This window comes from Sulfurimonas sp., assembly GCF_041563495.1.
In the GTDB taxonomy this organism is placed as follows: Bacteria; Campylobacterota; Campylobacteria; order Campylobacterales; family Sulfurimonadaceae; genus Sulfurimonas.
The window spans coordinates 33,462-58,610 of the sequence record NZ_JBFFMZ010000003.1; the positions used below are offsets into that span (position 1 = coordinate 33,462).

Consider the following 25,149-nt stretch of genomic DNA (forward strand, 5'->3'; position numbering starts at 1 on the left):
TATGAAAAGAGAAAAAGATATTAATTTTACAGATGCCATAATAAAAATTAAGATTCTTGATGACGGTACACTTTTAGTCGTTGATTCTAAAACAGTGGTGAGATTTTTGAATATAAATACCCTTGATACTATTAGTGGCTTCAAGGGAAATATCTCTCATTTACGATACAAAAATCAAGTAATTGATTTTAGCAGTGACGGGAATCATTTTGCAGTCCTAGATTCCAATTGTCGTGAGGCCAGACTTTATGATGCAAAAACAAAAAAAATACTCACTACGGTAGATAGGCATCACGGTGAAGTCAGCTGTGTAGCTATAGACCCCACTAACAGATATATGTTTTCCTGCGGTGATGACGGTAAATCATATGCAATTGATATCAAGACTAAAAGAATAGCCTTTACTCTTCCTGTTCATGTAGATACTGTAAACGATATAGCTTTTAGCCAAAATGGACAATGGGTGGCGACTGCCAGTTATGATAAGAAAATTCAAATTTTTAATATAACAATGATGACACGAAAACACAGGCTGGCAGCACATTCAGATCCCGTAATGAAGGTGCATTTTTTAAATAACCATAGACTTTTTAGTGTTGATAAAAAAAATAATGCCATTATTTGGGACTATTACAAAGGCAAAGTAATTGCGAGACTTGAAGGTATACATGATGATGTATTGCATGTTACAACAAGCCTTGACGGCAACTTCCTGTTTTTAGGAACACAACTTGGATATATATTGGTTTATGAGTTACAAAGTTATAAGATTCTTTCCAAAAAATATATAAAACTAAACTCATCTATTACCGCTCTTAATTTTGATAAAAATAAAGATGAACTTATTGTCGGAACACAAAACGGTGATTTGCTTTTTTATCATATTTATGAAGGGCAAGATCATATAAAAGAGCTTTTACAGACTAAAGACTATGAGGCTATACAGAGACATGTTGAGCAGAACCCTCTCTTAGCATATACAAAAATATATCAGCTTGTTATAACTTTATGGGAAACAACCATGAAAAAAGCAAAAGCATCTTTAGCGGCAGGTGATAAGCAAACAGCCATAAATCTTTTTAAACACTTTAAAAATATACCGTCAAAAAATGCCATTATGCAAAAAGTTATGCTTGAATATGAAGAGTTTGACAGGTTTGCACAGCTCGCTAAGCAGGGAAAACTTGCACTTGCATACTCTCTGGCACTTAAGCATCCCATGTATCAAGATTCAAAAGTTTATAAGAGTCTCGAAGCCGGATGGAAAAAAGCATTTGCCGCAGCTCAAAAATATGCGATAGACCCAAAAGGTGCTGATGTAGCCCGTGATATACTAGCACCATATAGAGGGATAACACAGAAGACAAGACTCATACAAGAACTTTTGACAAAAAGTGAAGTTTATAAGCGTTTTAGAATTGCCGTTGGTCAAAAAGATTTTAGAATCGCCTTTGAATTGATTAAACAGCATCCTTTCTTAAAGGAGTTCTCTGATTATGAAGTTTTGATGAATTATGCTGATTCCTTATATATTAAGAGTCAAAAACTACTTCAAAATGGAGATACTCACTCAGCTATAAAAATTCTTAGAGTATTAGTTGATTTTACAGATTTTACTGATGAAGTTAGAGAGTTGATGAGGGAAATTGAGAATAAACAGAAATTTTTCAATGCTGTAGAAGAGGGTGACTTTGCCTCCGCATACAACCTTTTGTCCACAGATGATGAACTGCAGGATTCAGAAGATGGAAAGAGGCTTCAACAGGAATGGAATAATGACCTTATTCAAGCTAATGAATATGCACTTAACGGAGATATAAAGTCACTAAACAGTGTTTTATCAAAATATATGAAAATCAATTCCAAAAATAATGCATTGGCAAATATTTACGGATGGTGTTATATGGCTCAGCTTGAGGATGCGGTAGAACAGCAAAAAGAGCAGGCAGTCATAGAAAATGGAATAAAAAATTATATATTATATTTTGGATTGCAGGATCAGATAGTTAATTTTTTTCATATATTTAAAAAGCAATATCCAAAATCAAAACTTAACCTTGACCTTCAAACCAAGGGTTCTGTTAACATGTGGAGAGCTTCGATGATAGTTAAGTCTATCTTAGATTAGCTTTAAGTGACAAATTTCTAACTGCCTTTAACCTCAAATATAGCTCCTTTTCAATATAATAAGCGAATTTTTTATTATAGGAGACTTTTCATGCAAATTAGTGGCGCACAGATGGTCATTGAAGCTTTAATCGCGGAGGGAGTTGATACAGTTTTCGGCTACCCTGGTGGAGCGATTATGAATGTCTACGACGAGATTTATAAACAAGATAATTTTCAACATATTTTGACAAGACACGAACAAGCTGCGGTTCATGCTGCAGAGGGTTATTCTAAGGCTAGCGGCAAAGTTGGTGTTGCAATGATTACGAGCGGTCCAGGATTTACAAATGCAGTGACAGGTTTAGCCGATGCTTATATGGATTCAATTCCTTTAGTTGTTATCAGCGGACAAGTCCCGATGAGCCTTATTGGAACGGATGCGTTTCAAGAGATAGATGCTGTAGGAATAAGTCGTTCATGTACTAAGCATAACTACTTAGTTACAAATGCAAGTGACTTGCCTCGTGTACTTAAAGAAGCATTTTATATTGCAGCTTCCGGTCGTCCAGGTCCTGTACATGTAGATATTCCAAAAGATGTTACAGCTGAGATTGCAGAGTTTGATTATTCAATTGAAGTAGAACTAGAGACATATAAACCTCATATCAAGGGAAATCCTCGCCAGATTAAAAAAGCGATGGATGCAATTGCCTCGGCTAGAAGACCGCTATTTTATCTTGGTGGTGGTATTATTAATGCAAATGCCGCATATGAAGTCAGAGAGCTTGTTAAGACAACTGGAATTCCTGCTGTTGAGACTTTCATGGCAAGAGGTACGCTCAGTCATGATGATGAATTACTAATATCTATGCTTGGTATGCACGGCTCTTATGCGGCTAATATGGCTATGAGTGAAACAGACTTGGTTATTGCTCTCGGTGCTAGATTTGATGACCGTGTAACCGGTAAACTTTCGGAATTTGCAAAAAATGCAGGAGTCATTCATGTAGATATTGATCCTGCATCTATATCAAAACTTGTAAATGCAGATTATCCGATAGTTGGTGATGTTAAAAATGTTGTAAATGAGATGTTAGAGCTTACATCACATATTAGACCTGAAAAATATGAGTCTTGGAGAGAGACCGTTAAGAACTTTGATGAACTTCATCCATTGGCTTATCATGAAGACACAGACAGACTTAAGCCACAATGGGTAATACAAAGAGTTGGCGAGTTATTGGGAGATGATGCAAATATCTCTACAGATGTTGGACAACACCAGATGTGGTCAGCACAGTTCTATCCATTTTCTCGTCCGAGACAATTTATCAGCTCAGGCGGACTTGGTACTATGGGATTTGGCTTTCCGGCTGCGATGGGTGTAAAAGCTGCATCTCCTGAAAAAACGAGTATTAACTTTACGGGAGACGGTTCGATTTTAATGAACTGTCAGGAATTGATGACGGCAGTTGAGAAAAAACTGCCTGTCATTAATATTATTTTAAATAATAATTTCTTAGGTATGGTCCGCCAATGGCAAACACTTTTTTATGACAAACGTCATAGTGAGACAGACCTTTCTGTTCAACCTGATTTTGTAAAGCTTGCAGAAGCTTTTGGCGGAATAGGTTACAGAGTCAATACTAAAGAAGAGTTTGATGCTGCCTTGAAAGATGCAGTTGAGAAAGATGTTGTTGCTTTTATTGAAGTAATAGTAGAGAGAATGGAAAATGTTATGCCGATGGTACCTGCAGGCGGAAGCCTATTTAATATGATGTTATTAGAGAAAAAGGAGAAGTAATGACTGAGATTAGTGAAAGAAGAGTTATTTCAGTTATTGTAGTTAATGAAGCGAGTGTTTTGTCTCGCATTACAGATCTTTTCTCTGGTCGTGGGTATAATATAACATCATTGACTGTTGCTCCTATCCCTGATAGCAAATATTCAAGACTCACCATAGTGACTTCAGGTTCAGTTAGAGTGATAGAACAGATTACTAAACAGCTTCATAAACTTATACCGGTTTTAAGAGTTTATGAGCATGCTGATTTAGTTGAAAAAGAAATGGCATTGATGAAGTTTCCGGTAACTGAAAATATTACGGATATCAGTACTCTTTGTGAAGCTTACAACGGTAAGATTGTTAATGTTGGAGAGAATGTGATTATTGCTATGGTCTCAGATGAGCCAAAACGCATAGAAAACTTTTTAAAAATTATTAAGAGATATAATCCTAAAGAGGTTGTTAGAAGCGGTGCTGTTGCACTTGAGAGATAAGTTAATGACGTTAAGCTCTATAGCAATCATACTCGAGACTGAATTTAGCGGTGCTGATATAGAAATAAGCGGCATGAATGCTCTTAAAGATGCGACTTCAAGTGAAGTCTCTTTTGTGGCTAACTCAAAATATATCAAAGATATACAAACTACAAATGCCGCTGCTGTAATAGTTCCGGCTTCTTTTGTAGAACATTTACCTGAGGGTTGTGTTGCTTTAGTCGTAGAAAACTCTTATTGGTCCATGGCAATTCTATCAAAATATTTCGCCCCTGTGATTGAGAATGATGATTTGCCAAAAGCACAAATAGGAGAGGGCACAAAAGTCTCTCCTAAAGCAGAAATTGCTAATGGTGCGAAAATAGGTAAAAACTGTACAATTTTGGCACACGTTTACATAGGTGCCGAGGCTGTGATTGGTGATAACACTATAATTTATCCAAGTGTAACCGTATATAGAGATTGCGTCATTGGAAGTGATTGTATTATTCACTCAAACACGGCTATAGGTGCAGACGGTTTTGGTTTTGCCACAAATAAGCTTGGCGAACATAAAAAAATCTACCAAAATGGAAATGTTGTTATAGAAGATGATGTTGAAATTGGAAGTAATGTTAGTGTTGACCGTGCAGTATTTGGGACTACTCTTATAAAAAAAGGTGTCCGCATAGACAACCTTGTCCAAATAGGACACAACTGTGAGATAGGTGAATATTCAGTATTTGTAGCACAATCAGGAAGTGCAGGTTCAACTAAACTGGGACGAAATGTCGTTGTTGGTGGACAGGCTGCATTTGCAGGACACTTAGAGATAGCACCCTTTTCTACATTTGCAGCAAGAAGCGGTATTACTAAAAGTATCACTGAGAGCGGCTTGACTTTTGCTGGTTTTCCTTTAATGGATCATAAATTATGGTTGAAGCTTCAGGTTAAAATAGCTAGACTATTAAAATAACTTATAAAGGAATATATAATGTCAAAGACAATTGCATTAAGCGGAACGAAAAAAGGTGTTATTTCGATTGCTAAGTTAGTAGAACCGTATGGAAAAGATAGTGGTACCGTAGCTAGCATAGGTATTTCATTATCCGGGAATGTAGACGCTCCTGAGTGGAAAGTCCATCTTCCTCTTGAAAACTTAGATGAAGTTATTGAGGCATTAAAAGCTTTAAAGTAGGGTAGACCTACTTTAAACTTAAATTTATTTTTTTAGCTCAGCTACAAATTCTGCGATTCTGGCAATACCTGTGCGAATAGTATTGATATCTGTAGCGAAGCTCATTCTAAAGTAACCTTCACTGCCAAAAGCAACGCCAGGAACTACGGCAACAAGTTTTTTATCCAATAATTCTTTTGCGAATGTAAGCGAATCGGAACTTACTTCTTTTATATTTACGAAGAGGTAAAAAGCTCCGTCAGGTTTTACAACACTAAGTCCGTCTATCTCATTAATAAGTTTTACAGCTTCGTCTCTACGCTCTATAAAGGCTTCTCTCATCATTGCTATATCAGCGTCTGCGCTGCCGTCAAGACCTGCAATAGCAGCTTTTTGAGTGATTGAATTGATATTTGAAGTACTTTGACTTTGCAGTTTTTTTGTAGCTTTTATAAGTTCAGTATCTGCTGCTGCCATATAGCCAAATCTCCAGCCGGTCATTGCTACTGATTTGCTAAGTCCATTAATAGTAACAGTTCTTTTAAACATATCATCACTAACTGCAGCACATGAAGTGAATGTGCCTTCATAAGTTAGTTTTTCATACATCTCGTCACTCGCAACAATAATATCAGTTCCTTCTAAAACTTTTCCAAGTTCAATTAGCTCTTCTTTTGAGTATATAGAGCCTGTAGGGTTAGAAGGAGTTGTTAAAATCAGTATTCTAGTTTTAGGCGTAATTGCAGCTTTTAATTGCTCTGGAGTAATTTTAAATGAAGTCTCATCACTCGTTTCTATCTCAACAACTTTACCGCCACAATAGTTTACCAATTCAGGATAAGTAACCCAGTAAGGAGAAGGAATGATTACTTCAGCACCGTTTTCGATAGTTGCTGAAAAAAGATTAAACAGTGAATGTTTAGCACCATTGTTTGCAATTATCTGGTTTGGAGCATAAGTTAGACCATTGTCTTTTTTTAGTTTTGCAGCTATAGCGGTTCTTAGCTCAATTATTCCATCAACAGCAGTATATTTACTAAAGCCTTCGTTGATTGCTTTAATAGCAGCATCATTAATAACCTGAGGTGTTCCAAAGTCAGGTTCACCGGCAGAAAAACTAAGTATATCTTTTCCTTGAGCTTTTAGCTCTTGTGCCAGAGTAGTAATAGCGATCGTGATTGATTCAGAAAGTGTGTTAACGCGGTTAGTTAGCATAAGTGCATTCCTTTAGCTTGGTGATTGTTATATTGTATTTGAGTAAATCTCAAAAAATTTATAACAATTCTCCAATAAAATATTGCGCGTATTATACTAAAATAATATTATATATAAGTATTTTTGTGATTTTTTTTAACTTTTCATAGCTTTGATAAAAGATTCGTAGATAGTCTCTAGTTCTAAATCTTGCTCTAGTAGATCTTTGTTGTCTTCTACCAGTATATGCTCTAGTACGGCAACCCTTTTTAACAGGTATTCAAACATCTCTTTGTTAATGTCAGGAAGCATATTATGCATAAATGGATCTTTACATCTTCCTTTTTCAATGACATGTGCAGGAATTCCTATAGCAGTTGAGCAATCAGGAACTTCTTTTACAACAACTGAGTTAGCACCGATTTTAGCGTACTCTCCGATTGTAATATTACCAAGAACCTTAGCACCGGCACCTATAACCGCACCTTGTTTTATTGTTGGGTGACGTTTTCCGTGAGTTAAAGATACACCGCCAAGAGTTACCCCCTGATAAATTAGTACATCATCTTCTATTACACTTGTCTCACCTATAACAACACCTGTCCCATGATCTATAAATACTCTTTTACCGATTGTCGCAGCAGGGTGTATATCTATATGCGTTGTTATTTGAGTAAATCCCATAATAATTCTTGCTAATCTTTTGAAGTTTGCTTTATGTAATTTGTGAGCTAATCTATACCATGCAATAGCCCAAACACCAGGATAATTGAAAAGAAAATCAATTCTTGAATTCAGGGCAGGGTCATTTTTATAAGCATTAGAAAAGTCTTCTTTAATATCTGCAAATAGTCCCATAATTACCCCTAGTTTGTTGTTCGTAGATAGCCATTTTGCTCTACAAAAGTTTCAAGTTTTGCAAGTGTATCATCTTTTTCTTTTTCTGTAATAAAATCACTCATTATCAAGTCATTTTTAAGCTTTTCTAAAATTTCTACTTTATCATAGCCGATAGATTCTAAGATATTTAAGATGCTTTTTGATTCTACCTCATTAATAATATTATAACCTTCATCATCAATTTTTACTGTGTATTCATTTGGATGTGTAAAAAGATTATGATTCATTCCTAAAGTTTCCTGATATGCACCCACATTGAAAAAGCCCAAAAAGTAATCTTCTTCATCAAGGTTCACATCATGGAGATAGAGTGGTTTATCAGGATTGAATCCTATCTCTCCATCACTGTCACATGTAATATCCCAAAGAGATGCGGCTCTTAGAGGTGTCGTATTTAGATGATGTAAGGGCATAACCGGAAAATGTTGATTCAACCCCCAATAGTCAGGTAAACTTTGAAATATAGATGCATTTATAAGATACCTTTCTTGCAGTTTTACCTGCAACTGTTCTAGTTCATCAGTAGGATTTGCAGATTTTAAATAGAGAGCTTTTTTAATAATGTTGTGAACTAAAATCTCAGCATTGGATCTATCTTGCAAGTCTATATAACCTAAATCAAAAAGAGTTAACAGTGATTCCATGTGATCTAGTGCATCATGCAGGTATTCTATACAATTTTGGTTGCTAAGAAGATTGTTGAGTTCTCTTAATTCTTCTAAGATAGGAGGATTTACGGGTTTAAAGTTTAATAGCTTCTCTTGATAATCGTGTGAAAAAAGTTCTAAAACAGGTGTGATTAATACAGCATGAGATGCCACTATAAATCTTCCTGATTCTGTGAAAATGTTTGGATGCTTAACACTTTTTGCATTCATAATCTCACCAAGTAAAAATACAACAGAACTTGAAAACTCATCAATAGAGTAGTTTCTCGAAGTTGAGTATGTATGTTGGTCATATTCCACTGCCAAGCCGCCACCGATATTTATGCTGTTTAACTCTTTTGCTCCCATTTTTCTCAGTTCTGCATATATGTTTCCTGCTTCACGAAGAGCTCGTTTTAGGGGTGCAATATCAGACATCTGAGAACCTATATGAAAGTGAATCATTGTCAGATTATCTAACATATTTTCTTGAGTAAGAAGTGTTATAGCTTCAATAATCTCTGTTGAAGTCAGTCCAAATTTTGCATCCATTCCTCCACTTTTTGCCCAGATGCCACTGCCCGCACTGTGAAGTCTCACTCTTATGCCGATATTTGGTATTTTTAGATTACACTCATTAGCCACTTCGATAATGGTCTCTAGTTCACCTAAACCTTCTATTGTGATTGTTATATTATGTCCACTTTGAGCGGCTATAAAGCCCAGTGTAATCATCTCTTTATCTTTAAAGCCGTTGACAGTGATATTTGCTCCATTGGGAGTTTTTCCCATAGCCAATATCAATTCTGCTTTACTTCCTGCTTCCAAGCCATAACCAAATTCTGCACCTTGTGATGTTACAGCTTCTATGGCATGCGGAAATTGATTTACTTTTAAGGGAAAGACAGCATTAAAACTACCCTGATAATTGTTTTTTTGTATTGCTTTGTCAAAGTAAGAATAAAGAGTTCGTATTTGTCTTTTTATAAGATGTGGAAATCTAAGTAGCATAGGTCCTTTAACATTGTTTTGACGAATTTTCTCGGTGATTTCCAAAAGAGAAGGCATGCTTTTATAGTTTAACTTTATTAAACCGTCTTCAATTACAAAATTTTTATTAGACCATATTTCTAAACCAAAATCATTCATTTTTTAATTCTCTCTATATATGTAGTTTATGGTGAAAATATTTATCTATATCAAAATATATTTCACCGTTTTGATTTTTAAAAGTTAAGTGTGATTTGTTAACGTCATTTATATTCTTCACACCCATGACTGCACAAACAACTTTCATACCTTTAATAAGGTTTGTATGATAGTTTCCTATTTCTTTACCCTCTTTGATAACCAAGTAAGAAGCTCTTTTCTTTTCATCTTGAGTCGCCAGTCCGACAGGGCAGACGTGAGAGCCAAAACCCGAACACATTCTGGCACGTATACAACCGCCGCTCATCATAAAACCTCTGGCAATACCAACGGCGTCCGCGCCCATGCACAAAGTTATTATCGCATCATCTGGAGTTAGAATTTTACCGCTTGCTATGATTTTTATATCTTGACGGATTTCATGTTTTTTCAGCATTGCATCCAGCACATATAAGGCATTGTTCGTTGTTAATCCTACTGATTCCATTAACTCAAGAGGTGCCGTAGCACTTCCACCTTCACCGCTGTCTATGGTTATAAAGTCCGGTATGCTTCTACCTTCTGATTTTCTTTTTGCTATCTCTTGCGCCATATCATCAACAGCTTTAGCATCTGAGATAACTATTTTAAAACCGACTGGTTTCTTAGAAAGGTTTTGTAATTTCTCAACAAAGTCCAAAAGGTGAGAAGTAGTGTCTGCAAACGGAAATCTGTTTGGAGAAAATACATTCTGCCCTTCAGGAACACCTCTGTAATATGATATATCGGCAGTAACTTTTGCAGCGGCGAGTTTCCCACCTGTCTGTTTTGCCCCTTGTGCAATTTTTATCTCAGTCATACGGCAAAATTTCATTACTTTTTTATATTTCAACTCATCAAACTTGCCATTTTCATCTCGAACACCGTAGAGTCCTGAACTCATTTGAAAAATAGTGTTTGGTATGTCATTTGGAACCTCTTTGGGAAATGATTCTAAAGGAGCGTTCCAATTGACACGAAACAGGACGTGCGAAGTGGTATCATATATATAAGTGTTTTGTGTTTTTTTATGCAGTAAAGCTGTTCTGTACCATTTTAAAGCTACTAGTCTATTAAAAAAAAGATCACCGACTTTAAAAAGAAACTCTGCAAACGGAGTGCTTTTTACAATCTCAAGGTAACCGGCATTATTTAAATCCGGTTTATGGGTAAAAAGATGGTTTGAAGTTAAGGAACCTTCTCCTGTATTTATAGTTAAGTCTGTTTTAACTCCGGCAATAGAAAATGCTCTAACAGCTTCAGGAGAAATTGCTCCGTCACTCATAGCAGAACGTATAATAGGAGTTTGCGAAATAAATGGTATTTCTCTATCTTTACCAAAGATAATTGATGTGTCATCATCAACTTCATCCTCGTTTAAAACATTTGTAGCATGTTTTATGATAAACCTTGAACCGGAAAATGGCTGAGAAACAGAAAATGATTTATAGTTTGGTCTGTCTTTTGCCGCTGTATATACCCAGTCAACTTTATCTTTTGAATCATAAAATGTCTCTTCTGCAAAATATTGGCGAAGAGGCTCTCTTAAAGCTTCAAAAAAATATCTAAAACGACCGATTACAGGATAGTTTATAAGTAATGCATGTTTTCTTTGCACGTATTTGTCATACACGTACAAAAGTGCTGTTATTGTTACAATAGCCAGTAAGAAAAATTCAATAAAGTCTATAAATAAAGCCCATATTGAATGTAGTAGATTCATTTAGAATTCCTTCATATCAATAACTTCTTCAGTTTTTTCTTCCAGGTTTTTCACCCAAATAGTGCCGTTTTTTATTTCATTTGAACCTATTACGCAGCAAAATTTTGCATTTACTTTATCCGCTGCTTTTAGATGCTTTTGTAAATTTTTTGCTTTATAGTCAACTGTAGTCTTGTCAGTTTTTCTTTTATCTTGTGTAAGCTTGATGACTAAGTCAATAGCTTCATCATCCATTGCACCGATATAATAGCCATCTCTTGTTATATCAGGCATTACAATTAGCTCCATAAGTCTTTCTATTCCCATAGCAAAGCCAACGGCAGGAGTGGGTTTTCCATCTAAAAACTCTACAAGTCTGTCATATCTCCCACCACCGGCAATTGCACTTTGTGAGCCTATATTATCGCTTACAAACTCAAAGGCAGTTTTAGAATAGTAGTCCAGTCCGCGAACAAGATTAGTGTCTATCTCATATGCTACTCCGTTGTTATCTAAAATCTTTTTAAGAGATTCAAAATCATCATCACAGTTTTGGCATAGAGAGTTAATTAGTTTTGGTGCACCTTCGTAAAGAGTTTGACAAGAGCCGTTTTTACAATCAAGAACCCTGATTGGGTTTGTGTCTAATCTTCTAACACAATCTTCACAGATGCCCTCGCCGCATTCTTGTACAAATTTAACAAGTTTGTTTCTATAATCAGGCATGCAGTTGTTGTCACCGAGTGAATTTAGCTGAAGTCTGTAGCCGATGCCGAGTTTTTTTAGAATATCACTGACCATCATAATCATAGTTGCATCTTCATAGACACTCTCTACTCCAAAGCTCTCAACACCAAACTGATGAAACTCTCTTAGTCTTCCTTTTTGAGGTCTCTCATAACGAAACATAGGACCGTGGTAAAAAAATCTGTGAACACCTCCTGCTTTGTCAAGCTTTTTTTGTATAAAAGCACGTACGACACCGGCAGTTCCTTCAGGACGTAAACAAACGTCATTATCACCTTTGTCGATAAACTGATACATCTCTTTGCCGACAATATCACTACTCTCACCGACTGAGCGCTTAAAAAGAGCAGTTTCTTCTAGCAGAGGTGTTTCTATAAAATGATAACCATACTTTTTTGCTATCTCCGTAGCAGTGTCAATGAAGTGAGTAAATCTCTCATAATCTTCACTTAATATGTCGTTCATACCTCTTAGTGACTTGATCATTTGTATCCTTAGTTAAGTGATAAATATTAATATGAAAGGATACCATTTTTTACTTATATAAGGTTTATCGAAGCTGTTGTTTTTGTAAACAAATGTAGTTGAATATTTACTTATAGTTACTATTTATTATTTTATGTAAAAAGTAGATGTTTTTGTTAAATAAAGTTTAATAGAAAAATCTTATAATTGTTTGAGAGTGATATATTTTAGACTAGAAAAGGATACGTTATGATTGAATTACCAAAACTACCGTTTGCAGATAATGCACTTGAACCTTTTATCTCGGAGGAGACAATAAAATATCATTATTATAAGCATCATGCTACTTATGTAAATAAGTTAAATGAACTTATAAAAGATACAAAATATGATGAACTCTCTTTATCGTCAATAATACGTGATTCAGAAGGAGCAATGTTTAATAATGCAGCTCAAGTTTTTAATCACACTTTTTATTGGAATAGTCTTAGTCCTGTAAAAAAAGACCCCAGCGGAAAACTTTTGACAAAGATAAACAATGATTTTGGTTCATTGGAAGCTTTAAAAGAAGAGTTTATTAAAGCGGGGACAACTTTGTTTGGTTCAGGTTGGGTTTGGCTTGTTAGAGAACCAAAGGGACAGTTGATGCTTAAAAAAACTGAAAATGCCCATACTCCTCTAAGCTCACATCTTGTGCCGATCTTTGTATGTGATGTATGGGAACATGCCTATTATATTGATTTTAGAAATTTACGTCCAAAATATTTGGAAGAATTTTGGGATCATATTAATTGGAATTTTGCAGGAGAGGCTTTTAACAAAACAGACAATGACACGTTTATAGGAACAGAACCGTGTAATGATATTCATGATCCATTTTGTCAAATATTAGATGACTTGCAAAACGGAGATAGAGTAACAAGTTAAGTAAAATATTTACTAAATATTTTCAACTATCTCTTTAGTTATCTCTTCAATGTTCTTTGTAGCATCTATGGTCACAAGTTCTAAACCTAGGAGTTCTGTAGCTTTTATGAGAGCTTCTTGTATGCCTAGGAGGTACTCTGAACCTCTTAACTCGATGCCGTCTAGTTTTTTCTGAGAGAGTCTAAACTCAAGTTCTTCTTTTGTAAGTTTAAGTAAAAAAACTTTTTGGGGATAAATCCCGTTTGTAGCAAATCTGTTTAAGTGCAAGATTGCCGTTTCACTTATCTCACCTTGGATCAAAGCGTAAGCTACGCCGCTTACAACACTTCTGTCAGAGATAACCATCTTGTCCAAGTTTGGTTCAATGACTTCTTTTATATGTTCGGCACGGTCTGCCAAAAATAGTAGAAATTCGGCTTTTTTACTTTGTGCTTTGGCACTAAGAACCATCTCTCTTATCTCTTTGCCAATAGCCGTGGCTCCAGGTTCTTTGGTAATGATGGCATCTGGAAAATTTTCTTGGAGCTTTTGTATCTGTGTGCTTTTACCTGCCGTATCAATACCTTCTATTGTAATGTACATGAATTCATACTCCCTATAATCTTTTGTACTTCTGCAGGTATCAGATGTTGTGTCTTAGCATTGAATTTTAGTAGATTTCTTACACTCGAAGAGCTTATAAAAGCATGTTTTAGTTTTGGCATTAAATAAACAGTTTCTATGGAGTCATCCAGAGAGTTGTTTAGATATCCAAGTTGTAGTTCATACTCAAAATCGCTCACAGCTCTAAGACCACGAATAAGGATGGTTGCTCCATGGGTTTTTGCAAGTTCAACCGTTAAGTTGTCAAATCCTAGAACGGTTACATTATCCAAATGTTCTGTGGCTTTTTTAGTCATTTCTATACGTTCATCAAGCGTGAACATAGGCTTTTTATCCTGTGAGATAGCAACTGCGATTATTAGTTCATCAAAAAGTCCTAAAGCTCTTTCTATAATGTCATAATGACCATTTGTAATAGGGTCAAAAGTACCGGGGTAGAGTGCAATCTTTTTACGAGTCGGCATTTAGTGCCTCCCTACATTGAATTTTCAGAAGTGCTAACCAATGGCACTTTCCACTTTGAATTCTGATCAATTTTATTCCCATCTTTTATATAAATTATTCTCTATTCCAAGTAAGTCAAACCACTTACCGATGATAAAGTTTTCCATCTCATCAAGAGTCTGTTGTTCTGAATAGTAAGCCATTACAGGAGGAGCGATTATTACTCCAAGTGTTGCTAATTTTTGCATGTTCTCCAATGCTATGGCTGAAAACGGCATCTCTCTTGGAGCAAGTATAAGCTTTTTTTGTTCTTTTATCATTACACTGGCACATCTAGTCACAAGGTTGTCAGAGATGCCACAAGCAATTTTAGCCAATGTATTCATGCTGCACGGTGCAATTATCATTGCATCTGTACCAAATGATCCAGAAGCGATGCTTGCCGATATGTCTTCGTTGTCATGTGTTGTGAGATTTGTTTCTTTATCTAAGACGGTTTTAGAGTTTTTTGTCATAATGAAATGCTTATCTATCTCTTTTGGAAGCAGTTTTAGAGTTTTTATTCCCAGATTGACACCGCTTGCTCCGCTTGTGGCAATTATTATTTTTTTTATCATCTTATTTCCGCCTTGTTTTTGCCACTGACTCTTACTTTGAGTCTTTTTCCGTTTGATTTTTCAATTGTTATTATATCACCTGGTTTTCCACTTTGCAGGGCTTTTGCACTAAAGGTGATAGACATATTTTTGTTGTCCAAAACAACATTTATAAAAGAATCTTTTTTTACAACATTAAGAGTTTCGACATCTCTTGTCGTTATGATTTTATCTTTTTTTATATGATGTTTGGCTTGAAGAGCATTTGAATCTATATTTTGCACAGGTTTCGCCATAAATCTATCAAAAATTATATTCTTTTTTATAGTGTTTAGATTTGTAAGTTCGACATCTCTTTTAATTTTTTTTCTTGATAAATTAATACGAATATTTGCGACAATGTCATAGTTGAAAAATATTTTTTTGTTTTGATAAGTTTTAATATTAACGACACCACTTCTTGATAGGTAATTTTTTCTTTGAATTTCAACAGTGTATTTTTTTGGCAAAGATGTTATATAACCTCTTGGTTCAACTTTAATCTCTTTTATATCCATTTCATTATAATGATTTAAGTAGTAGTTTTTAATATATAATGCTATTTTTGATGTATCAATAGGGCTTTTCTTCACAAACTTTACATATCTGCTGCTGGGAGATATTTCTCTGTAACCGTGCTCTTTTAATGTTTTAATCAACTCTTTTGATTTTACTCTTTTTGTGTATTTACCGGGTTCAATTTTATAAAGCAGTTTGTTTCTTGGAGCATTTTTTATCATAGCAGATATATAAATGTCATCTGATTGTACATAGTAAGTGCTTTTTAGAGTAGTGTCGGCAAAAAGTAACGAGGACAGTAAGAGGATAAAAGAGATAAGTTTAGTTAACATATTAATACTTTTTGTATATTCTAACATATTATAATAATAAGTGGTACCAGAGAGGGGATTTGAACCCCTAAGCCCGAAGGCAGCGGATTTTGAATCCGCCGTGTATACCGTTCCACCACTCTGGCAACTTATGTGGAATGATAGTGACTTATTACTTAAAAGTAAATAATATTGAGACGATATGACGGCATGGAACTTTTATTGCTAGTATATAAAAGATATAATGCTGTAACAGCAAACGGAGGTGCGTTATGAGAATAACATCTAGTATGTATTATAAGACTATGTATGGATCAAATAACTCTAAATTGAGTGACAGGCTTTTTGATGTAAACAAACAGATAGCGTCTGGACTTAAAATACAATATGCAAAGGATGACGCTAGAACATTTGCTGAAACTATGAGACTTGACAATGAACTTTCTACCTTGGGACAGGTTAAAAAAAGTACAGAAAGCGGTTACAAAGTTTCAAATCAAACGGATGTTGTATTAAATGAATTTGGTACGACGATGGATAGAATGAGGGTTCTGCTCGTGCAAGCTGCAGGTGGTTCACATAGTGACACCTCTTTAGATGCAATAGCAAATGAACTTAGAATCGTTGAAGAGCATCTTAAAAATCTGGCAAATACATCTATTAACGGACAATTTCTTTTTTCAGGAACAGCAGTCGATATTAGACCAATTTCTCCTGATGGAACATATAACGGCAATGACGGGTCTTTAAACTCTTTTTTGGGTTCAAGGTCTCAACAGGCATACAATATATCCGGGGATCAGCTGTTTTTTGGTGAAGAAGTCCTTACTAAAAGAAAAATAACAACTAATGTTGTCCAAAGTGATATGACTACAAAATATGATTTTACATCAGGAGAAGATTATGGGACTATACCTGCTCCGATAACTGCGGATAATACTATCAGAGATTTGATGGGTGATACGGACGGCGTAGTCGATACAGTAACTGCTAAGCATCATTTTTATGTTAGAGGTACTTCAAGTAATGGTACAGCAATTAAAACAAAAATAGATTTAAAAGATGATGATAAAGTTAATGAACTTTTGATTCAAATCGGGAATGCGTATGGCAATACCCCGAATTTAACTGTAGTTAATGTTACTATCAATAAATCAGGGCAAATAGTAGTAGAAGATAAAATCAAAGGATCCAGTAAGCTTGATTTTCATATGGTCGGTGCCGTAGATTTTGATACGGCAGGTGCAGATGTTGCTGATGTAACCGATGTGGATCTTTTAGACGGTGGGGAAAATGAATTTTCAGATATTATGCTTACATTGGCTGGAGGCGGAACACCGGGTTTGTATGTAAAAGAGTTTATAAAATCAGGACTTACATCTGCTACAGGAGCTGCTACAAATATTGAAGGTTTAGTATACGATAGAACGCAGTTTACAAAAGACGGTTCTAAGCTATCATCTAACTTCTCTCAAATACTAAGTGCAGACAACTCCTTTGCATCTCCTTCTACTAAGCTGTCTGAAGTTGCTGATATATCGCAGCTTCCAAATGTCGGTTCTCTTGACGGTACACAGCTTCAACTCTCCGGAACGAATGTAACGGGAGCTGCTTATAATGTTCAGATAGATCTTGCGAGTGCAGGATCTACTTTTACCGTGACTACTCCAATAGCAAGTGCCGGTACATATGATATCTTTGATATGGGCTCTCCAAGAGCGGCAGTTGCAGCCGATGATATGACTTATCAACAACTTATGGATGTTGTAAATATGGTTGTCACGGACAATTATCCGGCAACCACAAATGTTGATACTGATTATGATGCTGCTATTAAAGCATCTGATTTTAATGGACAAACATTTTTAAGCTATGATGGAAAAATTCAATTCCAAGAGATAGGAGCAAGTGACACAAATGCTTCAATTTCATTGTATGATGTAAACAGTAATGATTTTACTGTTGGAGCCTCAGCATCTGTTATGTCCTTTAATACAAACAATGCAGTAACCATAGTAGACCCTAAAACTGACTTTTTTAAAGAAATAAACGAGATGATTACTGCCGTTGAAGACCATAAGGTTTATCCCGATGCTTCAAGTGGTACTGTGAGAAATCTGGGTATTGAAAATGCAATAGATAAGCTGGACGCTCTTCAAGACCATGTAATCCGTTCACATTCCATGGTCGGTGCTCAGTCAAATGCTTTGACTATGTCTAAAGAGAGAGTAGAGCTTTTGGAAATAAGTACGATGACTCTTAGATCATCGGTAATAGATACAGATTTGGCGGAAGCTTCACTTACTTTAACTAAGTTGTCTCTTAACTACGAATCGCTGCTTTCTACTGTTGGAAAAATTTCGAAATTAAGTCTTGTAAACTATTTATAAAACTTTTTTTATGAACTTTGGATTGCAAATTGCCAAAAAAATTCCTTAGTGGAACATTTTTGGCTATACTTCAATAATAAAACAGTTAATTATATTTTAAAGGCAAAGTGATTTGAAAGAGACCTTATTTATCGTAACATTTGGAGTTTTAATCTATCTTGGTTTTGCAACTATTTTTGGTGACAGCGGTCTTATAGGAAGTTACGGAGCTGTTTTTGCATCGTATAATCATAAATATTTCGGTTATGTATCTTACGCTTATCTTATATCTTTTTTAATACCTTTGTACTTTTTATATAAAAACAGCTCATTTACTCTTCGTAAACTTGAAATCAGTCTAGCTTCATTTTTACTTTTTGCATCCACTCTTTTGGCACAGGCTATTATTATAGATGATAAACTTAGAGGAAAGCTTGGTGCAGATTTTGTTGATTTTTTAGTTCCATATATCGGACTGTTCGGGCTTTGGGTTTTTTGGTTTATTATCACCTCTGTGTCTATGGTTATGCTTTTGGACAAAAATATGCATGAACTTACGTCTGCTTTTACGGGTATGATTAAAAATACCATGCCTAAGCAAAAGGCTAAAGTCGATTTTGACAAAAATGATGGTTTCGAATATATTAAAGAAAATATTGATACAACATATGATGAGCCTTCGTACTTAAGAAAAAACGATGACACTGAATTTTTAAAAGTTCAAGAAGAAGATGTTTGGGAAGTGGAATCGACTCCGCAAACTTCACACAGCACAGATGAAAACTTATCTGTTAACATCAAAGAAGAAAAAGAGTCACATACAATACTTGACATAGCTTCAAAAGTTAAAGAGCAAAAGAATGCTTTAATAGTTGACGAACTTGAAGAAAATACCAAACTTTTGGAGACTATAGAAAAAGGAATGGTAGAAAAGCCTAAAAACTTCACACTACCTAGTATAAACTTTTTACAAAAACCTGATAAAACGGGACATACTGTAGATGAGAGTGAAGTAGATGATAAAATCCGCTATCTTATAGAAAAGCTGGCTCACTTTAAAATAGACGGCGACGTTGTAAGAACTTATGCCGGTCCTGTCGTATCTACTTTTGAGTTTAAGCCTGCGGCAAATGTCAAAGTATCAAAGATTTTAAATCTTCAAGATGATTTGGCGATGGCTTTGAGTGCAGAAACCATACGTATTCAAGCGCCTATTCCAGGAAAAGATGTTGTCGGTATAGAGATACCTAATGAAACGGTCGATACTATTTACTTAAGAGAATTGCTTGACTCCAAGTTATTTAAAGAGTCATCATCACCATTGACTATAGTCCTTGGTAAAGATATAGTGGGTAAACCGTTTATTACAGACCTTAAAAAACTTCCTCATCTTCTTATAGCAGGGACTACGGGAAGCGGTAAAAGTGTCGGTATCAATGCGATGATACTCTCTCTTTTATATAAAAACTCGCCTGATCAGCTTAGACTTCTTATGATTGACCCTAAGATGCTGGAATTTTCTATATACAATGATATCCCGCATCTGCTTACTCCTGTTATAACCAAAGCTAAACAGGCTATAGTCGCATTAAATAACATGGTCTCAGAGATGGAACGCCGTTATGAGCTTATGAGTGATACCAGAACAAAAAATATTGAAAGCTACAATGAAAAAGTAAAGAAAGAGGGTGGTGAACATTTTCCTTATATTGTTGTAATTATAGATGAGCTTGCCGACTTGATGATGACAAGCGGAAAAGATGTTGAACACTCTATCGCAAGACTTGCACAAATGGCAAGAGCATCCGGTATACATCTTGTTGTAGCAACTCAAAGACCGTCTGTGGATGTCGTAACAGGTCTCATTAAAGCAAATCTGCCATCTCGCATATCGTACAGAGTAGGGCAAAGAATAGATTCTAAAATCATCCTTGACCAGCAAGGTGCAGAGTCTCTTTTAGGCAAAGGTGATATGCTCTTTACTCCTCCTGGATCTACCGGACTTGTTCGCCTTCATGCTCCATGGAGTACGGAGAGTGAAATAGAAAAAATCGTTGATTTTATAAAATCACAAAGAGAACCTAATTACGATAAGAGTTTTCTTATTGAAGAGAGTGAAAGCAGCAGCTCTTCAAATGAATCATACGAAGAGCTGGATCCGCTTTATGAAGAAGCAAGAAATGTTATTTTAACTGATAGAAAGACTTCTATATCTTATCTGCAGAGAAAACTGCAAATAGGTTATAACCGCTCTGCAAGGGTAATAGAGCAGTTAGAAGGAGAAGGTGTTTTATCCTCTCCAAACTCTAAAGGTGTCCGTGAAATATTATAATGGCTAGAGCACACTTAGTTTTTACAAAACATGCCAACTCTTACACTGTACACATAAAAAATCTGGAACAACTAACAGTACCTGAAATAAAGGCTTTAGAAGCCTTTGTAGCTGTTAGAAACGGTCTTTTTGACTTTAATACATACAAATTCACTATTTACAAAAAATTGGAATTTAATGAATTTGTTTTTTTACTAAAAAGCATAAATATAGATGCTTATTGTGAAGAAAACATCATAGAAAAAACATCTCAGCCAAGAGTCGGTTTTGGGCAGTACAAAGGGATGCAATACAGTGACCTTACTGATTCATATATGCTCTGGCTCAAAGCAAACTACAGAGGTTATGAGAGAGAATTTGTAGATGCAGAGTTAAAGAAAAGAAATCTATAACTCCTTTGGACCTATCATCTTCTGTGGGTCTACCCACTTTTTAAAATCATCTTCTGTTAAAAGCTCAAGAGCGAGAGCTGCTTCAAGTAAGGTTGAACCGTCTTTGTGAGCTTTTTTTGCTATTTTTGTGGCATTATCGTATCCGATATGAGGATTCAGAGCCGTTACAAGCATGAGCGATTCATCTCTTAGTTTTGCTATACGCTCTTCATTTGCAGTAATACCCACTATGCATCTGTCCGTAAAGCTTTGGCATCCATCACTTAATAAACGAATAGACTGTAACAGATTGTAAATCATGACAGGTTTAAATACATTTAACTCAAAATGCCCGTTGGAACCTGCTATAGATATGGTTGTATGGTTACCCATTACCTGTGCAGATATCATTGTTAGAGCTTCACTCTGTGTTGGATTTACTTTGCCCGGCATAATAGATGAACCCGGTTCATTCTCAGGAAGACTTATTTCCCCAATCCCGCATCTTGGTCCTGATGCCAAAAAACGAATGTCATTTGCTATTTTCATAAGACTGACGGCTATCGTGTTAAGCGCTCCGCTGGCTTCAACTAGGGCATCATGAGCGGCTAATGCTTCAAATTTGTTTTCTGCGGTTATAAATGGCAGTTTTGTAACATTTGCCACTTCAGATGCAAATGACTTGTCAAAACCTTTTATAGAGTTCATTCCTGTTCCAACGGCAGTCCCGCCTTGTGCTAACTTATATAGCGCAGGCAGTACGGCTTCTGCTCTGCGAATAGAGTTGTGCATCTGTGCTGCATAGCCTGAGAACTCCTGACCTAGAGTTATTGGAGTTGCATCTTGTGTGTGAGTTCTTCCTATCTTTACTAAGTGGTTGAAGTCATGGGATTTTTTATCAAGCTCTTCATACATATGTTTTAAAGAGGGCAGTAATTTATGTACTATTTCCTGAGCTGAAGCTATATGCATAGCTGTTGGAAATACATCATTTGATGATTGCCCCATATTACAATGATCGTTTGGGTGAACCGGCATTTTTGAGCCGATTGTACCGCCAAGTATTTCTATGGCACGATTGGATATTACCTCATTTGTATTCATGTTACTTTGTGTACCGGAACCTGTCTGCCATACCGATAGAGGAAAATGATCATTAAACTTGCCGTCTATGACTTCATCTGCAGCTTGCATAATTGCTTTGCCTATAGTTGCATCTAGTACATCGAAGCTCATATTTACTTGTGCGGCGGAGCGTTTAACAATGCCTAAAGCTCGTATTAGAGGCTTTGGCATTGTTTCTATACCAATGGGGAAGTTAATCAATGAACGAGCAGATTGTGCTCCATAATACATGTCAGATGGTATTTGCAGCTCACCAAATGAATCACTCTCTGTCCTAAATGTTTTCATAATAATATCCTTATAGCAGAGTATAAAGAAAAGAGTATAACAAAAAATCTCATTGGATGAATAGTTGATAATTATATGCCAGCACAAAAGATGTTACAAAAGTAAACATTATCTGAAAATTAGACAATAAATATGTGTATTATAGTAACACTGTTTATTTTGAGTTTATATATTAGGTTATAATCTTTTTAAATTAAAATACAGGAATGACTATGGCATTTTTAGAAGACTATAAAGCACATGTAGCTGAGAGAGAGACTCTCGGTGTACCAGCGCTTCCACTTTCAGCTGAGCAGACGGCAGAAGTAATTGAATTGATTAAAAGTAACTGTACGGATGAGTTATTAGACCTTCTTACAAATCGTGTATCTCCGGGTGTTGACGATGCAGCATACGTTAAAGCAGCATTTTTAAATGATGTAGCATCTGAGAAAGTAACTGTTGACGCAATTTCTCCTGCTCACGCAGTTAAAATGCTGGGTATGATGCTTGGCGGTTACAATGTTAAGCCTATAGTTGATTGTTTATCATCATCAATCAGTGAAGTTGTCGAAGAGGCAAAAGAAGCTCTTAAACATACTCTGCTTGTATACGATGCATTTAATGATGTAGAAGAATTACACAAAGCAGGTAACACTCACGCTACTGAAGTTATGACTTCATGGGCAAATGCTGAGTGGTTTACTTCTAAACCTGAATTGGCGAGTGAAATCACTGTTACAGTATATAAAGTTCCTGGCGAGACAAATACAGATGACCTTTCTCCGGCATCTGAGGCATTTACTCGTTCGGATATTCCTCTTCACGCTAACTCTATGCTAGTTGCTAAGATGGATGATCCTATCAATACTATTAACAAATTAAAAGAGATGGGTAATCCTATTGCTTACGTTGGTGATGTTGTTGGTACAGGTTCAAGCCGTAAATCTGGTGTTAACTCAGTTCAATGGCACATGGGTGAAGACATTCCAGGTGTTCCAAACAAGCGTACAGGCGGTGTTGTACTGGGTAATATTATTGCTCCGATCTTCTTTGCAACTTGTGAAGATTCAGGTGCGTTACCGTTAGAACTTGATGTTTCACAAATGGAGACTGGTGACGTTGTTACTATTTATCCGTATAAAGGTGAAGCTCATAAAAACGGTGAGTGTATAGCTACATTTAAACTTAATCCTAACACTATTACTGATGAAGTTCGTGCAGGTGGCCGTATTCCATTAATCATCGGTCGCGGTCTGACTTCTAAAGCTCGTGGAGTTTTAGGTATGGGTGCAACAGATGTCTTTTTAACTGCTGAGCAACCTGCTGATAACGGTAAAGGTTATACATTAGCACAAAAAATGGTAGGTAAGGCATGTGGTCTTGAAGGTGTTAAACCTGGTATGTATGTAGAGCCTGAAACTTCAACTGTCGGTTCCCAAGATACAACCGGTCCAATGACTCGTGATGAGATCAAAGAGCTTGCAGCACTAGGCTTCTCAGCTGATTTGGTAATGCAATCATTTTGTCACACAGCGGCATATCCAAAGCCGTCTGATGTAACTATGCATCACACGCTTCCTGATTTTATCTCTAACCGTTCAGGTGTTGCTCTTCGTCCTGGTGATGGAGTTATTCACTCATGGTTAAACAGAATGGTTCTTCCAGATACTGTAGGTACAGGTGCTGATAGTCACACACGTTTCCCTATAGGTATCTCTTTCCCTGGTGGTTCAGGTATCGTTGCATTCGCTGGTGTTACAGGTTCTATGCCTCTTACGATGCCGGAATCAGTTCTAGTTCGTTTCTCTGGTGAGATGCAACCTGGTATCACTCTTCGTGACCTTGTAAATGCTATTCCTCACAAAGCGATTAAAGAAGGTCTTCTTACGGTTGAGAAAAAAGGTAAGAAAAATATCTTTGCAGGACGTATTTTAGAGATTGAAGGTCTGCCTGATCTTAAAGCTGAGCAAGCGTTTGAGCTTTCAGATGCATCTGCTGAGCGTTCAGCTGCCGCTTGTACGGTTCTTTTAAACAACGAACCTGTAATCGAATACCTTAAATCAAACGTTGTTCTTTTAGAGTCTATGATTGAAGCCGGTTATGAAGACAAGCGTACACTTCAAAGAAGAATTGATAAGATGAATGACTGGTTGGCTAATCCGTCACTTATGAAACCGGATGCTGATGCAGAGTATGCAGCGGTAATCAATATCGATCTTAATGAAATTACAGAGCCTATCTTAGCTTGTCCTAACGATCCAGATGATGTTGCTACTCTTACTGAGATTTTAGCATCTGATCGTCCACACAAGATTGATGAAGTATTCGTTGGTTCATGTATGACAAATATCGGTCACTACCGTGCTCTTGGTGAAGTTTTAAGAGGTGAGGGCACTGTTCCTACTAGACTATGGGTTTGTCCTCCTACTAAGATGGATGAAAAACAACTTACTGAAGACGGTTACTATGCTGTGTTTGGTGCGGCAGGTGCTCGTACTGAAATTCCTGGATGTTCACTTTGCATGGGTAACCAAGCGCGTGTTGCCGATAATGCAGTTGTGTTCTCAACATCGACTCGTAACTTCGATAACCGTTTAGGTAAAGGTGCACAGGTATACTTGGGTTCTGCAGAACTTGCAGCAGTTGCAGCTATGCTTGGTCGTCTTCCGACAAAAGAAGAGTATCTAGCTAAGACTCAGAAAATTGTTGGTAAAGAGAATGAGATTTATAAATATCTTAACTTCAACCTAATCAAAGACTACAAACTAGCTTAAAAATTAAAGTAGCAACGCATTTATTGCGTTGCTCTCTTCGTCACATACTAAAGTATGCTTCCTCGGAGTGCGTCTTGTAACTACATCACTTTTTTTATTTTA

Annotated in this window: 20 protein-coding genes and 1 tRNA gene; 10 read left to right on the forward strand and 11 right to left on the reverse strand. The window is 36.2% G+C overall.

Annotation, left to right across the window (positions count from 1 at the left end; genetic code table 11):
* The first annotated feature begins 1 nt into the window (after window position 1).
* The 5 genes from ABYK18_RS03675 (at window position 2) to ABYK18_RS03695 (ending at window position 5,566) form a co-directional block, all read left to right on the forward strand.
* Complete coding sequence (locus ABYK18_RS03675) at window positions 2-2,128, forward strand: WD40 repeat domain-containing protein (RefSeq protein WP_373035284.1); 2,127 nt, start codon at window positions 2-4, stop codon at window positions 2,126-2,128.
* A gap of 90 nt (window positions 2,129-2,218) precedes the next feature.
* Window positions 2,219-3,913: an acetolactate synthase large subunit gene (locus tag ABYK18_RS03680; protein ID WP_373035285.1), complete on the forward strand. Its 1,695-nt coding sequence runs from the start codon at window positions 2,219-2,221 to the stop codon at window positions 3,911-3,913.
* Window positions 3,913-4,389 (forward strand): acetolactate synthase small subunit, encoded by a 477-nt coding sequence (gene ilvN / locus ABYK18_RS03685; protein WP_373035286.1) that lies wholly within the window; start codon window positions 3,913-3,915, stop codon window positions 4,387-4,389. The genes ABYK18_RS03680 and ilvN overlap by 1 nt, the downstream gene beginning before the upstream one ends.
* A 4-nt stretch (window positions 4,390-4,393) precedes the next feature.
* A complete protein-coding gene (gene lpxD, locus ABYK18_RS03690; RefSeq protein WP_373035287.1) occupies window positions 4,394-5,344 on the forward strand; it encodes a UDP-3-O-(3-hydroxymyristoyl)glucosamine N-acyltransferase in 951 nt (316 codons plus the stop codon).
* Window positions 5,345-5,362: 18 nt separating this feature from the next.
* Entirely contained in the window at window positions 5,363-5,566 is a 204-nt protein-coding gene (locus ABYK18_RS03695; RefSeq protein WP_373035288.1) for a hypothetical protein, read from the forward strand.
* A gap of 24 nt (window positions 5,567-5,590) precedes the next feature.
* On the opposite strand, the gene ABYK18_RS03700 is transcribed toward ABYK18_RS03695, so the two are convergent.
* From ABYK18_RS03700 to hisS, 5 genes are all read right to left on the reverse strand, one after another.
* Entirely contained in the window at window positions 5,591-6,760 is a 1,170-nt protein-coding gene (locus tag ABYK18_RS03700; protein ID WP_373035289.1) for a pyridoxal phosphate-dependent aminotransferase, read from the reverse strand.
* A 135-nt stretch (window positions 6,761-6,895) separates the two neighbouring features.
* Window positions 6,896-7,597: a serine O-acetyltransferase gene (gene cysE / locus ABYK18_RS03705; protein ID WP_373035290.1), complete on the reverse strand. Its 702-nt coding sequence runs from the start codon at window positions 7,595-7,597 to the stop codon at window positions 6,896-6,898.
* An 8-nt stretch (window positions 7,598-7,605) separates the two neighbouring features.
* On the reverse strand, window positions 7,606-9,435 hold the full coding sequence (gene speA / locus ABYK18_RS03710; protein ID WP_373035291.1) for a biosynthetic arginine decarboxylase: 1,830 nt from the start codon (window positions 9,433-9,435) through the stop codon (window positions 7,606-7,608).
* 13 nt (window positions 9,436-9,448) lie between these two features.
* A complete protein-coding gene (locus ABYK18_RS03715; RefSeq protein ID WP_373035292.1) occupies window positions 9,449-11,176 on the reverse strand; it encodes a glutamate synthase-related protein in 1,728 nt (575 codons plus the stop codon).
* A complete protein-coding gene (hisS, locus tag ABYK18_RS03720; protein ID WP_373035293.1) occupies window positions 11,177-12,388 on the reverse strand; it encodes a histidine--tRNA ligase in 1,212 nt (403 codons plus the stop codon).
* Between the two features lie 228 nt (window positions 12,389-12,616).
* Between hisS and ABYK18_RS03725 the strand changes: the two genes are divergently transcribed.
* A complete protein-coding gene (locus tag ABYK18_RS03725; protein ID WP_373035294.1) occupies window positions 12,617-13,294 on the forward strand; it encodes a superoxide dismutase in 678 nt (225 codons plus the stop codon).
* Between the two features lie 12 nt (window positions 13,295-13,306).
* On the opposite strand, the gene tmk is transcribed toward ABYK18_RS03725, so the two are convergent.
* The 5 genes from tmk to ABYK18_RS03750 form a co-directional block, all read right to left on the reverse strand.
* Window positions 13,307-13,876 carry a dTMP kinase gene (tmk, locus tag ABYK18_RS03730; RefSeq protein ID WP_373035295.1) on the reverse strand — a complete coding sequence of 190 codons (570 nt, stop codon included), beginning with the start codon at window positions 13,874-13,876 and terminating at the stop codon, window positions 13,307-13,309.
* Complete coding sequence (coaD, locus tag ABYK18_RS03735) at window positions 13,861-14,361, reverse strand: pantetheine-phosphate adenylyltransferase (RefSeq protein WP_373035297.1); 501 nt, start codon at window positions 14,359-14,361, stop codon at window positions 13,861-13,863. The genes tmk and coaD overlap by 16 nt, the downstream gene beginning before the upstream one ends.
* A 72-nt stretch (window positions 14,362-14,433) precedes the next feature.
* Window positions 14,434-14,958, reverse strand: coding sequence for a UbiX family flavin prenyltransferase (locus ABYK18_RS03740; RefSeq protein ID WP_373035299.1), 525 nt, complete (start codon window positions 14,956-14,958; stop codon window positions 14,434-14,436).
* Complete coding sequence (gene flgA, locus ABYK18_RS03745) at window positions 14,955-15,827, reverse strand: flagellar basal body P-ring formation chaperone FlgA (RefSeq protein WP_373035300.1); 873 nt, start codon at window positions 15,825-15,827, stop codon at window positions 14,955-14,957. Before flgA ends, ABYK18_RS03740 begins: the two co-directional genes overlap by 4 nt.
* Window positions 15,828-15,868: 41 nt before the next feature.
* Window positions 15,869-15,952 (reverse strand) — tRNA-Leu (locus ABYK18_RS03750).
* A 126-nt stretch (window positions 15,953-16,078) separates the two neighbouring features.
* Here ABYK18_RS03750 and ABYK18_RS03755 point away from each other — a divergent pair.
* From ABYK18_RS03755 to ABYK18_RS03765, 3 genes are all read left to right on the forward strand, one after another.
* Complete coding sequence (locus ABYK18_RS03755; protein ID WP_373035301.1) at window positions 16,079-18,196, forward strand: flagellar biosynthesis protein FlgL; 2,118 nt, start codon at window positions 16,079-16,081, stop codon at window positions 18,194-18,196.
* A 112-nt stretch (window positions 18,197-18,308) separates the two neighbouring features.
* The gene (locus ABYK18_RS03760; protein ID WP_373035302.1) at window positions 18,309-20,507 is read left to right on the forward strand and encodes a DNA translocase FtsK; all 2,199 of its coding nucleotides are present in this window, start codon (window positions 18,309-18,311) and stop codon (window positions 20,505-20,507) included.
* Complete coding sequence (locus ABYK18_RS03765; protein WP_373035303.1) at window positions 20,507-20,899, forward strand: hypothetical protein; 393 nt, start codon at window positions 20,507-20,509, stop codon at window positions 20,897-20,899. Before ABYK18_RS03760 ends, ABYK18_RS03765 begins: the two co-directional genes overlap by 1 nt.
* Here the strand turns inward: ABYK18_RS03765 and fumC are convergent.
* Window positions 20,894-22,291 (reverse strand): class II fumarate hydratase, encoded by a 1,398-nt coding sequence (fumC, locus tag ABYK18_RS03770; RefSeq protein ID WP_373035304.1) that lies wholly within the window; start codon window positions 22,289-22,291, stop codon window positions 20,894-20,896. The genes ABYK18_RS03765 and fumC overlap by 6 nt on opposite strands.
* 212 nt (window positions 22,292-22,503) lie before the next feature.
* Between fumC and acnB the strand changes: the two genes are divergently transcribed.
* On the forward strand, window positions 22,504-25,047 hold the full coding sequence (gene acnB, locus ABYK18_RS03775) for a bifunctional aconitate hydratase 2/2-methylisocitrate dehydratase (RefSeq protein WP_373035305.1): 2,544 nt from the start codon (window positions 22,504-22,506) through the stop codon (window positions 25,045-25,047).
* Window positions 25,048-25,149: the final 102 nt, after the last annotated feature.

What these genes read in the sequence shown, in the direction of transcription:
- ABYK18_RS03715 (WP_373035292.1), bottom strand. Translation starts at nt 11,176, where the DNA reads ATGAATCTACTACATTCAATATGGGCTTTATTTATAGACTTTATTGAA.
- lpxD (WP_373035287.1), top strand. Translation starts at nt 4,394, where the DNA reads ATGACGTTAAGCTCTATAGCAATCATACTCGAGACTGAATTTAGCGGT.
- acnB (WP_373035305.1), top strand. Translation starts at nt 22,504, where the DNA reads ATGGCATTTTTAGAAGACTATAAAGCACATGTAGCTGAGAGAGAGACT.
- ABYK18_RS03755 (WP_373035301.1), top strand. Translation starts at nt 16,079, where the DNA reads ATGAGAATAACATCTAGTATGTATTATAAGACTATGTATGGATCAAAT.
- ABYK18_RS03675 (WP_373035284.1), top strand. Translation starts at nt 2, where the DNA reads ATGAAAAGAGAAAAAGATATTAATTTTACAGATGCCATAATAAAAATT.
- ABYK18_RS03740 (WP_373035299.1), bottom strand. Translation starts at nt 14,958, where the DNA reads ATGATAAAAAAAATAATAATTGCCACAAGCGGAGCAAGCGGTGTCAAT.
- coaD (WP_373035297.1), bottom strand. Translation starts at nt 14,361, where the DNA reads ATGCCGACTCGTAAAAAGATTGCACTCTACCCCGGTACTTTTGACCCT.
- ABYK18_RS03725 (WP_373035294.1), top strand. Translation starts at nt 12,617, where the DNA reads ATGATTGAATTACCAAAACTACCGTTTGCAGATAATGCACTTGAACCT.
- cysE (WP_373035290.1), bottom strand. Translation starts at nt 7,597, where the DNA reads ATGGGACTATTTGCAGATATTAAAGAAGACTTTTCTAATGCTTATAAA.
- flgA (WP_373035300.1), bottom strand. Translation starts at nt 15,827, where the DNA reads ATGTTAACTAAACTTATCTCTTTTATCCTCTTACTGTCCTCGTTACTT.
- ABYK18_RS03695 (WP_373035288.1), top strand. Translation starts at nt 5,363, where the DNA reads ATGTCAAAGACAATTGCATTAAGCGGAACGAAAAAAGGTGTTATTTCG.
- ABYK18_RS03765 (WP_373035303.1), top strand. Translation starts at nt 20,507, where the DNA reads ATGGCTAGAGCACACTTAGTTTTTACAAAACATGCCAACTCTTACACT.
- ABYK18_RS03680 (WP_373035285.1), top strand. Translation starts at nt 2,219, where the DNA reads ATGCAAATTAGTGGCGCACAGATGGTCATTGAAGCTTTAATCGCGGAG.
- tmk (WP_373035295.1), bottom strand. Translation starts at nt 13,876, where the DNA reads ATGTACATTACAATAGAAGGTATTGATACGGCAGGTAAAAGCACACAG.
- ABYK18_RS03700 (WP_373035289.1), bottom strand. Translation starts at nt 6,760, where the DNA reads ATGCTAACTAACCGCGTTAACACACTTTCTGAATCAATCACGATCGCT.
- hisS (WP_373035293.1), bottom strand. Translation starts at nt 12,388, where the DNA reads ATGATCAAGTCACTAAGAGGTATGAACGACATATTAAGTGAAGATTAT.
- speA (WP_373035291.1), bottom strand. Translation starts at nt 9,435, where the DNA reads ATGAATGATTTTGGTTTAGAAATATGGTCTAATAAAAATTTTGTAATT.
- ilvN (WP_373035286.1), top strand. Translation starts at nt 3,913, where the DNA reads ATGACTGAGATTAGTGAAAGAAGAGTTATTTCAGTTATTGTAGTTAAT.
- fumC (WP_373035304.1), bottom strand. Translation starts at nt 22,291, where the DNA reads ATGAAAACATTTAGGACAGAGAGTGATTCATTTGGTGAGCTGCAAATA.